The organism is Kocuria kalidii, assembly GCF_044462225.1.
Lineage (GTDB): Bacteria > Actinomycetota > Actinomycetes > Actinomycetales > Micrococcaceae > Kocuria > Kocuria kalidii.
Genome location: NZ_JBISWJ010000041.1, coordinates 45,894 through 57,736, shown reverse-complemented (window position 1 = coordinate 57,736; position 11,843 = coordinate 45,894). Strand labels below are relative to the sequence as shown.

Below are 11,843 nucleotides of genomic sequence, written 5' to 3'. Positions count from 1 at the left end.
CGGCTCCGAGCCGTTCAGCTCCGGACCAGGGACGCGTGGACGACCAGGTTCTCGTCGAACGCACCGGTCACCGGGTCGTAGCCGTCGCAGGTGATGAGGCGCAGCTCCGGGCCGGCCGTGTTGCCGTAGACGTGCAGCGAGGGGAACGCGTCCTTCGCGTACCGCTCCACGGCGTCCACCGCGAAGAGCGCCGCTGACCCGTCCCGGCGGGTCACGGCGATCCGGTCGCCGGCGCTGAGCCGGTGCAGGTCGGCGAAGACCCCGGGGCCGCCGCCGGCGGCGTTGACGTGGCCCAGCAGCACGGACGGGCCGGTCACGCCCGGGGCGGGCGAGTGCCGGTACCAGCCGGCCGGTGCACCGGGATCCTCCGGCGGGACCTCGAGACTCCGGTCCGGGTGCAGGCCCAGCTGCATCAGCTCCACGTCCAGGCCGACGCGCGCCACCGAGAGACGCACCGGCACCGCGGCCGGCAGCGCACCGTCCTCCGGGTCCGCCGGTGCGCCCGCCCGGTCCGTCCCGGCCGGCGGGGCCGGGACGGACGGCGGAGGCAGAGGATTCGCGGCCAGGGGCACGACGTGCTCCGCGACCGCTCCGCGCGCCGTCGTCGTCCCCCGGGACCCGGGGCTGTCCCCGGTGCACCACAGGGCCAGGACCACGGCGAGACCCGCCACCCCCGGACGGAGGTGGCGGGTCTCGCGGCGGTGCCGGGCCACCGGGCGTCCGCCGGTCAGCGTCCCGCGGCCGCCCGGCGGCGCAGGCCCACGGCGGCGGCGCCCAGCGCGAGCATCCCCAGCACGGCCGTGCCGACGAGCCCGTTCGCGCTCGAGGCGGTCCCGGCGGTCTCCACGCCCGTGTCCGCCGGGCCGTCCGGCACCGCCATCTGGGCGGCCGCGAGGACGCCGCAGGCCACCGGGACGTCCGAGGCGAGGGGCAGGTCCGGGGCCATCGGGTTCACCTTCGCCTGGGCCGCGGCCGAGAGGGCCGCCGGGTCGGCGCCGTGGACGTTGACCACCGCGGTGCCGTTCTGCAGGGCGGTCAGCGTCGCGGCGTCCACCGGGAAGGTCCGCTGGTAGGTGTAGGCGTCGCCGGCCGGGAACCGGTCGATCGCCACGGCGGACGCCGGTGACGTGTCGCCCGAGGTGGTCAGGGAGGTCCCGATCCCACCCGTCCAGGGTTCGCCCTCCATGGAGCTGACGACCCCGTCCCCGTCGGCGTCGGCCGTCGGCGGGGCGCACACCCCCTGGCCCCCGATGTGGATGTGCTGGGCGTGCGGATACGGTGCTCCCTGGAACAGGGCGGGGGCGCCGGCGACCTCGACGGTCACCGTGGCCTCCTGGCCGGTCACGTCGACGACGGCGCTGCCGGCGGCGGTGCTGCCGTTGACCGGGGCGAGCTCGGCCTGGAAGGACCAGCTGTCGGCCGCGGCCGGGGTCGCGGGAAGGGCTACGGCCGCGAGGGCCAGGGCGGGTGCTGCGAGCAGAGCGGACTTCTTCACGGGATCGGCCTCTCATCGGGAGTGACGGCACGGGGAAGTGACGCAATGCACAGTTTACTGATGGTTTTGGGGGCGTCGAGACCCCGCAGTCAAGTGCTTCTGCGAATCCGGATCGCGGAAGTCTCCTTCCGCGTCGGCCGTTCCCGGGGCACCCGACCGGTGTAGTGTCCTCTCACACCGGCGCAGGACGACGAGGAGTGAGGCATGGACGGCATCCGCGTGACCGTCAACGGCGAGGAACGTGCCGGCACCGGCGCCGGGCCGCACACCCGGCTGCTCGACTGGCTGCGCTCCGAGGGACTGACCGGTTCCAAGGAGGGCTGCGCCGAGGGCGAGTGCGGCGCCTGCGCCGTCCTGGTGGCCCGCCCCGACGGGCCCGGCCGGAGCCGCTGGACGTCCGTCAACGCGTGCCTGCCGCCCGCCGCCGCCTTCGACGGCCAGGAGATCGTCACGGCGGAGGGCCTCGGCACGGCCGCCGGCGCCTGCACACCGGAGCGGCTGCACCCCGTCCAGCGCGAGATGGCGGACCGGGGCGGCTCCCAGTGCGGCTACTGCACCCCCGGCTTCGTCTGCTCCATGGCCGCCGAGTACTACCGGCCCGATCGGCGCACCCCCGGCGCGGACGACCCCCGCACCGGCACCGCGGTCGCCGGGGCGCAGCACGCGGCCGACCACGAGCACGGCCCCAACGGCTTCGACCTGCACGCCCTGAGCGGCAACCTCTGCCGCTGCACCGGGTACCGGCCCATCCGGGACGCCGCGTACGCCCTGGGCAGCCCCACGGGCGACGACGCGCTGCTGCGGCGCCAGGCGGAGGCCGCACCGCCTCCCCGTCCCACCCGGGTGGACTCCGGCGGCGCCGCGTTCGTCCGCCCCGCCTCTCTCGGCGAGGTCTTCGAGCGGCTCCGGGAGCACCCCGACGCGCAGCTCGTCGCCGGGGCCACCGACACGGGCGTGGAGGTCAACCTCCGGCACGCCCGCCCCCGGCTGGCGCTGGCCGTGGACCACCTCGAGGAGCTGCGCACGTTCGAGGTGGGCGGGGAGCGGATCGAGATCGGAGCGGCGCTGAGCCTGTCGGAGGTCGCGGGCGCACTGGCGGGACGGGTGCCGCTGCTGGACGAGCTCTTCCCGCAGTTCGCGTCCCGGCTGATCCGCAACGCCGCGACCCTCGGGGGCAACCTGGGGACCGGCTCGCCGATCGGCGACTCCGCCCCCGCCCTGCTGGCCCTGGGCGCGTCCCTGGTGCTGGCCTCGGGCCGGGGTGAGCGCGAGGTCCCCCTGGACGAGTACTACACGGGGTACCGGCGCAGCGTGCGGGACCCGGGGGAGATCATCCGCGCGGTGCGGATCCCGCTGCCCCTCGCCCGGCACAGCGCCTTCCACAAGATCGCCAAGCGGCGCTTCGACGACATCTCCAGCGTGGCGGTCGGGATCGCCGTGCAGCTCGAGGAGGGGACCGTGTCCGCCGTGCGGATCGGTCTGGGCGGGGTGGCCGCCACGCCGATCCGGGCGCGGGCCACCGAGGACGCGCTCACCGGCCGCCCGTGGACCCGGGAGACGGTCGCCGCGGCCGCCGCCACGATGGCCGGGGAGGGCACCCCGATCGACGACCTGCGGGCCAGCGCCCGCTACCGATCGGCGATGCTCGAGCAGTCCCTGCTCAGGTTCTGGGCGCAGGCAGCCGCCGCGCCCGGCCCGGAGGTGACCCGGTGACGTCCCTCGCCGACCGTCCCGCCGACCCCGTGGTGGGTGTGGCCGTCCCCCACGAGAGCGCGGGCCTGCACGTCACGGGCACGGCCCTGTACACCGACGACCTGACCGTGCGCAGCCGTGACGTGCTGCACGCCTGGCCCGTCCAGGCCCCGCACGCCCACGCCCGGGTGGCCGGGCTGCGCACGACCCCCGCCCTCGAGGTGCCCGGGGTGGTCCGGGTGCTGACCGCCGACGACGTGCCGGGGGTCAACGACGCCGGCACCAAGCACGACGAGCCCCTGTTCCCCCGCGAGGTCATGTACTACGGGCACGCCGTGTGCTGGGTGCTGGGTGAGACGCAGGAGGCCGCGCGCCGCGGTGCGGAGGCGGTCGAGGTCGACTACGAGCCGCTCCCGTCCCTGCTCACCCTCACCGAGGCGATCGAGGCCGGGAGCTTCCAGGGGATGCGGCCCACCGTGCGCCGCGGGGACGCCGGCGCGGCACTGGCGACCGCCGAGCACCGCTTCAGCGGTGAGCTCGAGATCGGTGGCCAGGAGCACTTCTACCTGGAGACCCACGCCTCCACCGCCCACCTCGACGAGGCCGGCCAGGTCTTCGTCCAGTCCAGCACCCAGCACCCCACGGAGACCCAGGAGATCGTCGCCCACGTGCTGGGCCTGCACAGCCACGAGGTCACCGTGCAGTGCCTGCGCATGGGCGGCGGGTTCGGCGGCAAGGAGATGCAGCCGCACGGCTTCGCCGCGGTCGCCGCGCTGGGCGCGGTCCTCACCGGCCGGCCGGTCCGGCTGCGGCTCAACCGCACCCAGGACATCACCATGACCGGCAAGCGGCACCCGTTCCACGTCCGCTGGGAGGCCGGCTTCGACGCCGCGGGTCTCCTCCGGGCGCTGCGGGCGACCCTGACCAGCGACGGCGGCTGGAGCCTGGACCTCTCCGAACCCGTGCTGGCGCGGGCGCTGTGCCACGTGGACAACGCCTACTGGATCCCCGACGTCGAGGTCCACGGCCGGATCGCGCGGACCCACAAGACCTCCCAGACCGCGTTCCGCGGCTTCGGCGGGCCCCAGGGCATGCTCGTGCTCGAGGAGGTCATGGGCCGGTGCGCCCCGCGGCTCGGGCTGGATCCCACCGAGCTGCGCCGGCGGAACTTCTACGCGCCCGGCCAGTCCACGCCCTACGGGCAGCCCGTCCGGCACGCCGAGCGGCTGCGCACCATCTGGACGCAGCTGCTGGACCGGGCCGAGGTCGAGCGCCGCCGGGAGGAGATCGCGGTCTTCAACGCGACGCACCCCGACACCCGGCGAGCCCTGGCGGTGACCCCCGTGAAGTTCGGCATCTCGTTCAACTTCACGGCGTTCAACCAGGCCGGTGCGCTCGTGCACGTCTACCGGGACGGGTCCGTGCTCATCAACCACGGCGGCACCGAGATGGGGCAGGGCCTGCACACCAAGATGCGCCAGGTCGCGGCCACCGCGCTCGGCGTCCCGCTGGCGTCCGTGCGCCTGGCGCCCACCCGCACGGACAAGGTCCCCAACACCTCCGCGACGGCCGCCAGCTCGGGGTCCGACCTCAACGGCGGAGCCGTGAGGAACGCCTGCGAGCAGATCCGCGACCGGCTGGCGGAAGTCGCCGCCCGGCAGCTGAACATCCATCCCGACGACGTGCGCTTCACGGACGGGCGGATCACCGGGATCGGCTTCACCGACCGGGACATCGCGTTCGCGGACCTGGCGCGGGACGCCTGGTTCCAGCGGGTCTCGCTGTGGGCCGCCGGCTACTACCGCACCGAGGGGCTGCACTGGGACAGCTCCCGGATGCAGGGCGAGCCGTTCAAGTACTTCTCCTACGGGGCGGCGGTCTCCGAGGTCGAGGTCGACGGCTTCACGGGCGCGTACCGGCTGCTGCGCACCGACATCGTCCACGACGTGGGCGACAGCCTGTCCCCGCTCGTCGACACGGGCCAGATCGAGGGCGGCTTCGTGCAGGGCACCGGCTGGCTCACCCTCGAGGAGCTGCGCTGGGACGAGTCCGACGGGCCGCACCGAGGGCGGCTGGCCACGCAGTCGGCCAGCACCTACAAGCTGCCGAGCTTCTCGGAGATGCCCGAGGAATTCAACGTCCACCTGTTCGAGGAGGCCACCGAGAGCGGCGTCGTCTACGGCTCCAAGGCCGTGGGGGAGCCACCCCTCATGCTCGCCCTCAGCGTGCGCGAGGCGCTGCGGGAGGCGGCCGCCGCCTTCGGGCCCGGCGGCAGGAGCACGGCGCTCGCCAGCCCGGCCACCCCGGAGGCCGTGTTCTGGGCGGTCCAGGAGGCCCGCCGCGCACACCCGGCGGACGCGGCGCCCGCGCCGGCCACCCCGGCACGCTGACGTGGACTGGCTGGACGCGCTGCAGCACCTGCGCACCGCCGGCCTGCCCGGCGTGCTCGTCACCGTGACCGAGGTGCGCGGGCACGCCCCCCGGGAGGCCGGCGCGAAGATGGTCGTCGGCGCCGGCGGCGCCTGGGACAGCGTCGGCGGCGGCAACCTCGAGGCGACCGTCGTCGAACGGGCGCGGGTGCTCCTGACCACCGGGGCGACGAGCCCGGAGACCATGGTGTTCCCGCTCCACGAGCACGCCACCGTGGAGCACGGCCGGCAGTGCTGCGGTGGCGTGGTCAGCGTCCTGCTCGAACCTCAGCGCGCCCGGCCGGCGGTCGCCGTGTTCGGCGTGGGGCACGTGGGCCACGAGCTGGCCCGGGTGCTGTCCCGCCTGCCCCTGCACCTGCACCTGGTGGACAGCCGGGAGGGGCAGCTGGACCCCGCCCGGCTGGCCGACGTCACCGACGGGACCGCGCAGGTCCACGTGCACGCCGTCCCCGCACCCGAGACGGTCCTCGCCGCGCTGCCGGCCCGTGCGCACGTGCTCATCATGAGCCACGACCACGCGGAGGACCTCATCCTGTGCGACGCAGCACTGCGCCGGGGCGACCTCGGCACCGTGGGGCTGATCGGCTCCTCGGCCAAGTGGTCCCGGTTCCGGGTGCGGCTGCGCGAGGAGGGGCACGACGACGCCGCCCTCGACCGCGTCGCCTGCCCCATCGGGCTCCCCGGCATCCCGGGCAAGGCCCCCGCCGTCATCGCCGTCAGCGTGGCCGCGGACCTGCTGCGGACCCTCACGGACTCCGGCGATCTGCCCACCGCCTGACGGCACGCCGTCCGACGTGGACCGGGCAGCGGCTCCGGGCCGCCGCCCGGGAGGGGTGCCGCCCCCGCGGGATCAGGACGAGAGCGGCACCGGGAGAGTCCGGTCGGCTGTGCTCCGGTGTCCCCCCACGTGCATCGCACATCGGACCCGTGAGCCGACCAGGACCCATCACTGTCATGCTACTAATCTGTAATAAGTCTTCACAATTTCGTAAGGCGGCTCACAGTCCGGAGCCCTGTTCGGTCCTGTCCCCTCCGACGTGCGACGATGCGGGCCGTGGCGGGGAGCGTCGTCGAGCGGAGGGCCGTACGGGCGGCGCGGGCGATGCCGGCGGAGGCGGTCGGACGGGCTTCAGTAGGCGGTGCGCGCGGTGTTCCTCGCCCAGGCCTCGAACGGCGCGGTGCGCTCGTCGAGCGGGACCGGCCGCACCGGCAGGGACCGTCGGTCCTCCGGAGTGGCGAAGTACTCGTAGAACTCGGCGTCGTCGAAGCCGCCGGCGGCCGCGTCGTGCCGGTCGGCGGCGAACCAGACGGCGCCCAGGCGGGCCCACAGGGCTGCCGACAGGCACATGGGGCACGGCTCGCAGCTCGAGTAGAGGTTCGCGCCCGAGAGGTCGAAGGTGCGCAGCTCGCGGCAGGCGTTGCGGATCGCCATGACCTCCGCGTGCGCGGTGGGGTCGTTGTCGGCGGTGACGCGGTTGACCCCGGAGAAACGGCGACCGTCCGCGGTGACGACGACGGCGCCGAACGGGCCGCCGTCGACGGTGGCGTTGCCCACCGCCAGGTCGATGGCCTCGCGCAGCAGCTGCCGGGCGTCGGGGGGCGGGGTGCGGCTCGTGTCCATGCGGAGCTCCCGGAGTGGGGCAGTGGTGCCGCGGCGCCTCCCGGGCCGGGACAGGAAGGGCACCGACGGCGGCCGCTGCGTGATCGATGGTGCAGTTCTGCCTGTCCGCCCGGTGGACGGTCCGGTCGCCCGGGCCCGCCGTGGGCCTGCCCAGAGGCTATCGAGGAGGGCGGCGGACCACAACGGTCGCGGCGGCGTCCCGTCCGGACGGAGCGGCCGGAGAGCCGCCGGAGGGCCGCCGGCGCGCTGCCCACCCCGCGGAACGTGTGAGGTCCGTCGCCGGGGCTCCGCGGTGCCGTCACTAGGATGAGGACACCGAACCCCACGGTGGGGCCGCACCGGGAAGCACCGGGGCAGACCCACCGCCGCCGTACGGGCGACCGAGCTCCCGAGCCCACCAGGAGACCGCACCTCCCATGGCCGACCTCTTCGACCTCAACCACGGCGGCGCCACCCATCCCGGCGCGCGCGCCGCCGTCCACCCCGGGGCGGACCCGGGCGAGCACGTGGTGCTGTACTCCGTGGTCGCCGAGACCGCCGAGCACATCGTCCTCGACGACGGCTTCACCTACGACAAGCGCACGGGAGTGGTCCAGGGCCCCGCCGGGCGGACCACGCTCCAGGACCGGATGGCGGCCACCGAGGGGAGCGCGATGTTCGACTCCTGGTCCCGCACCGCGCGGCTGCCACCACGCCGGGCCCCGCGCCGCGTCGCGGCCCTGCGCCGCGCACCGCGGCCACGGATCCGCGCAGCGCTCCGCCTGCTCGGACGCCGGTGACAGCGGGGGCGGGTGCCGGCCGCGGCGGGCCGCACGGCGGGGCCCCGCCGCGGCCGGCCCCGGACGAGCCCGCTCCGGGGCAGGCCATAGGCTGGGCCGCGGACCTGCCCACCCGTTCCCCGAGGAGTGCACCGTGCCCCTGATCCAGCGCCACCTGTTCGGCCCCGGCCCGACCAACCCCTACCCGGAGGCCACCGCGGCGCTGGGTCACCCGCTGCTCGGCCACCTGGACCCGGCCTTCCTCGACGTCATGGACAGCGCCTGCGACGGTCTGCGCACGGTCTGGGGCACGGACAACCGGCGCACCCTGCCGCTGAGCGCCACGGGCTCCGCCGGCATGGAGGCGGCGTTCGTCAACACGGTGGAGGAGGGCGACGTCGTCGTCGTCGCCGTCAACGGGCTGTTCGGCGAGCGGATGTGCGACGTCGCGGCCCGCTGCGGCGCGGAGGTGGTGCGCGTGGACTTCCCGTACGGGGAGCCGGTCGACCCGCAGCGGGTCGCGGAGGCGCACCCGTCCCCCAAGATCATCGCGGTGGTGCACGCGGAGACCTCCACGGGCGTGCGCTCGGACATCGCCGGGCTGGGCGAGCTCAAGGGCGACGCGCTGCTGCTCGTGGACGCGGTCACGTCCATCGGCGGGATCGAGCTGCGCGCGGACGACTGGGGCGTGGACCTCGGCTACGCCGGCACCCAGAAGTGCCTGGGCGTCGCCCCGGGGCTGGCGCCGTTCACGATCTCGGACGCCGCGTTCGAGCGCCGGGTGCAGCACCCCCGCTCGTGGTACCTCGACCTGGGCATGCTCGGCGGCTACGCGGGCGAGGCCCGGGGCCGCGCCCGGACCTACCACCACACCGCCCCCACGGCGATGATCGCGTCCCTGGACGCCGCGCTGCGCCGGATCGCCGAGGAGGGCCTGGAGAACGTCTGGGACCGGCACCGGGCCGCGGGCGACGCCCTGCAGACGGGCCTGCAGGACATGGGCCTGGAGCTGTTCGCCGCCGAGGGGCACCGCCTGCCGGAGCTGACCACGGTCAGGGTGCCCGAGGGCGTCGACTCGGCCCGGGTGCGCTCCCACCTGCTGGAGCACTTCTCCCTGGAGATCGGGGCGGGCGTGAAGGAGTACGCGGACACGGTGTGGCGGATCGGGCTGATGGGGCCCAACGCGAATCCCGGCTCGGTGTCCCTCGTGCTGGGCGCCCTGCAGGAGGCGCTGCGGACGGCCGGCTGACGCCGGGGCGACCCTCGCGGGCACACACCCGGGGCGGCCGGCGACAGGGGCTCCCCGCCCCGGCCGCCGGCCCGGTCACTTCTCCCAGGGGGCCCTGATGGGGTAGTAGCGCTCCAGGAACTCCGTCATCCGCTCCGCGCGCTCGGGTCCGGGCACCTCGGGGAAGCTGCCGTCGTTGAGGCAGAACATGTCCAGGCTGCGCCGGCCGAGCAGCTTCTCCATCTGCTGCAGCCCGGAGCGCGTGGTGGTGTCCACGTACTCCGTGCGGGCCGTCTCCTGGGTGACGGCCCGGCCCGTCAGCAGCGCGTAGTAGTGGTACAGGGAGTTCGTGACCGAGATGTTGTCCGCGGCGCGGAAGCGGCTGGACGCGGTGCGGGCGAACTCCCCCGGGAACTCCTGCTCCATCTCGGCCACCACGCTGCGCCGGAGGGGCGCCGCGCAGTGCTGCAGGTGGCGGGTCGTGATCCGTCCGAAGCGCTCCCACAGGAGCCGGCGGTTGACGCGGGCGGCGTTCTCGAAGCCGGAGCGCTCGGCGGAGTTCTCACCGAGGCCGATGCGGGTCTCGTTCTCCACGAACTTCGTGATCCCCCCGGGCGAGAAGAACAGCGCCGGGCCGACCGGACGGCCGAAGAACATGTCGTCGTTGGAGTACAGGTAGTGCTCCGAGAGCCCCTCGATGCGGTGCAGCTGCGCCTCCACCGCCTGGGAGTTGTAGATCGGCAGCGCCGAGGTGTCCGCGAAGAACTCCTCGCTGCGCACGAGCCGCACACGCGGGTGCTCGGCCAGCCACGCCGGCGGCCGGGAGTCGGTGGCGATGTAGATGTTGCGCACCCACGGGGCGTACATGTGCACCGAGCGCAGGGCGTACTTCAGCTCGTCGACCTGCCGGAAGCGGGCCTCGTGGGCGTCGCCCTCGCCCACCACGGCGCCGGCCATGTACGAGGCCCGGATCCTGCGGTACTCCTCGTCGGTCCCGTCCACCCACGAGAAGATCATGTCGATCTCGAAGTCGATGTCGATGGCGTGGTCGGCGAACATGTTCTCGATGGTCGGCCAGGTGGTGCCGAAGCGCTCCACCGTGCCGCGCACCGCCTCGTTCGCCGGGACGGTGCGCCGGGTCAGCGAGTTCTCGATGGGCAGCCGGATCTCGTCCGCGCCGAACTCCCACAGCTCCACCTGCACGCCGGTGCCGGCGCCGTAGTAGAGCTTGGCCTCCGCGGAGTAGTGGGGCCGGAACAGCCGCAGGACCCGGGCGTTGCGGCGCGAGGACAGCTCCCCGTCGGCCAGCAGCTGCACGGTCTTCTTCTTGGTGTCCATCGGCTTGACGTAGAACGGCTCGCCCACGGCCGCGTCCACCAGGGCCTGCCGCAGCCGGGGCCGGTCCTTGACGTCCACCGCGACGACGGGGCGCTCGTCGTTGCCCCGCACCAGCAGGTAGTCGACGCCCGCGGAGTCCAGGACCCCGCGCAGGAAAAGCAGGTTCTGCACCATGACGTCGTGCGGGGTCTGGTCCGTGATCCGCAGGGCGAAGCGGTCCTTGTAGCGGACCACGTCCTCGCGCTGGTCCAGGGCGGCGGCGGAGGCACGGGAGGCGGAGCGGAACTCCTCGCCGTCCGCGCCGTCCTCGGGGGCGGCGAAGTACTCTGCGCCGAGCAGGGTCGTGTTGATGGTGCCTCCTCATGAAGTCGGGCCGCCGTGGCGGCGATCTCATGATAAGCCGGGACGGCCGGACTCAGCGGGGGAGGGGCTGGCAGCGGTCGCAGAACCACACCGCACGGTCCCGCGGCGGCCCCGGGTACGGTTCACCGGGCACCAGCTCGGCGTCGTCGATCCGGGCCTCCCGGACCGGGGACCCGCACCGGCGGCACGGCTGCCGGCCGCGGCCGTAGACCCAGAACTGTTCGCCCCGACGGGCCGGGCCGCCCACCGTGGAGCGCTGCGAGCGGTCCCGGTTGACGTGCAGCAGCCGGTGGGAGAGGTCCACGACCGCGCCGAGGTCCGGGACGTCGGCCACCGGGGTGAAGGGGTGCAGCCGCTGCAGGAAGAGGATCTCGTTGCGGTAGACGTTGCCGATCCCGGCGAGGTTGCGCTGGTCCATGAGCGCGGCCCCCACGTGCCGTCGCGGATGGCGCGCGAGCCGGGCCAGGGCCGCGGCCCGGTCCCAGTCGGGGCCCAGCAGGTCCGGGCCGAGGTGGCCCACGAGCTCGTCCTCGTCCGCCGTGGCCACGAGGTCGAGCATGCCGAGGTCGAAGCCGACGGCCTGCGCGGCCGCGTTCTCGAGCACCGCCCGCGCCTGGAAGGCGGGGCGCCGCCACCGGGCGCCGCGCGGATAGACGTGCCACATGCCCTCCATGAGCAGGTGGGAGTGCAGGGTGAGCGGCGGCAGGCCGTCCGGTCCGCCGTCGGTGCGGACCAGCAGGTGCTTGCCGCGCGGCACCACCGCGGTCACGGTGCGCCCGGACAGGTCCGCGGTGGCGATCGACGGGAACCGGAGGTCGCTGCGGGTCAGGACCCTGCCGTCCAGGGCGCGGCGCAGCAGGGCGGCCTGGCGGTAGACGGTGTCACCCTCGGGCACGGCCGCCCCCGCTGCTCGGTCCCG

General features: G+C 74.7%; 10 protein-coding genes. 5 read left to right on the top strand and 5 right to left on the bottom strand.

Annotation, left to right across the window (positions count from 1 at the left end):
* Nucleotides 1-14: 14 nt before the first annotated feature.
* Nucleotides 15-713 (bottom strand): sortase domain-containing protein, encoded by a 699-nt coding sequence (locus ACH9D3_RS06395; protein ID WP_396410295.1) that lies wholly within the window; start codon nucleotides 711-713, stop codon nucleotides 15-17.
* Nucleotides 714-727: 14 nt separating this feature from the next.
* Nucleotides 728-1,495, bottom strand: coding sequence for a hypothetical protein (locus tag ACH9D3_RS06390; protein ID WP_396410294.1), 768 nt, complete (start codon nucleotides 1,493-1,495; stop codon nucleotides 728-730).
* A 204-nt stretch (nucleotides 1,496-1,699) separates the two neighbouring features.
* On the opposite strand from ACH9D3_RS06390, the gene ACH9D3_RS06385 reads away from it, so the two are divergent.
* From ACH9D3_RS06385 to xdhC, 3 genes are read left to right on the top strand one after another with little or no spacing between them, the layout of a single operon-like run.
* Complete coding sequence (locus ACH9D3_RS06385) at nucleotides 1,700-3,208, top strand: FAD binding domain-containing protein (protein WP_396410293.1); 1,509 nt, start codon at nucleotides 1,700-1,702, stop codon at nucleotides 3,206-3,208.
* Nucleotides 3,205-5,577: a xanthine dehydrogenase molybdopterin binding subunit gene (gene xdhB, locus ACH9D3_RS06380; RefSeq protein WP_396410292.1), complete on the top strand. Its 2,373-nt coding sequence runs from the start codon at nucleotides 3,205-3,207 to the stop codon at nucleotides 5,575-5,577. Before ACH9D3_RS06385 ends, xdhB begins: the two co-directional genes overlap by 4 nt.
* A gap of 1 nt (nucleotide 5,578) precedes the next feature.
* Nucleotides 5,579-6,394, top strand: coding sequence for a xanthine dehydrogenase accessory protein XdhC (gene xdhC / locus ACH9D3_RS06375; protein WP_396410291.1), 816 nt, complete (start codon nucleotides 5,579-5,581; stop codon nucleotides 6,392-6,394).
* A 351-nt stretch (nucleotides 6,395-6,745) separates the two neighbouring features.
* Here xdhC and ACH9D3_RS06370 read toward each other — a convergent pair whose 3' ends face one another.
* A complete protein-coding gene (locus ACH9D3_RS06370) occupies nucleotides 6,746-7,237 on the bottom strand; it encodes a deaminase (protein ID WP_396410290.1) in 492 nt (163 codons plus the stop codon).
* A 416-nt stretch (nucleotides 7,238-7,653) separates the two neighbouring features.
* On the opposite strand from ACH9D3_RS06370, the gene ACH9D3_RS06365 reads away from it, so the two are divergent.
* Nucleotides 7,654-8,016 carry a hypothetical protein gene (locus ACH9D3_RS06365; protein ID WP_396410289.1) on the top strand — a complete coding sequence of 121 codons (363 nt, stop codon included), beginning with the start codon at nucleotides 7,654-7,656 and terminating at the stop codon, nucleotides 8,014-8,016.
* A 133-nt stretch (nucleotides 8,017-8,149) separates the two neighbouring features.
* Nucleotides 8,150-9,244 carry an aminotransferase class V-fold PLP-dependent enzyme gene (locus ACH9D3_RS06360; protein WP_396410288.1) on the top strand — a complete coding sequence of 365 codons (1,095 nt, stop codon included), beginning with the start codon at nucleotides 8,150-8,152 and terminating at the stop codon, nucleotides 9,242-9,244.
* 75 nt (nucleotides 9,245-9,319) lie between these two features.
* Here ACH9D3_RS06360 and ACH9D3_RS06355 read toward each other — a convergent pair whose 3' ends face one another.
* Nucleotides 9,320-10,900, bottom strand: a complete 1,581-nt coding sequence (locus ACH9D3_RS06355) for a stealth conserved region 3 domain-containing protein (RefSeq protein ID WP_396410308.1) — start codon at nucleotides 10,898-10,900, stop codon at nucleotides 9,320-9,322.
* Nucleotides 10,901-10,976: 76 nt separating this feature from the next.
* The gene (locus ACH9D3_RS06350) at nucleotides 10,977-11,819 is read right to left on the bottom strand and encodes a DNA-formamidopyrimidine glycosylase family protein (protein ID WP_396398660.1); all 843 of its coding nucleotides are present in this window, start codon (nucleotides 11,817-11,819) and stop codon (nucleotides 10,977-10,979) included.
* Between the last annotated feature and the right edge of the window lie 24 nt (nucleotides 11,820-11,843).

Coding starts and splice junctions, on each gene's coding strand:
- ACH9D3_RS06365 (WP_396410289.1), top strand. CDS start 7,654: ATGGCCGACCTCTTCGACCTCAACCACGGCGGCGCCACCCATCCCGGC.
- ACH9D3_RS06385 (WP_396410293.1), top strand. CDS start 1,700: ATGGACGGCATCCGCGTGACCGTCAACGGCGAGGAACGTGCCGGCACC.
- ACH9D3_RS06370 (WP_396410290.1), bottom strand. CDS start 7,237: ATGGACACGAGCCGCACCCCGCCCCCCGACGCCCGGCAGCTGCTGCGC.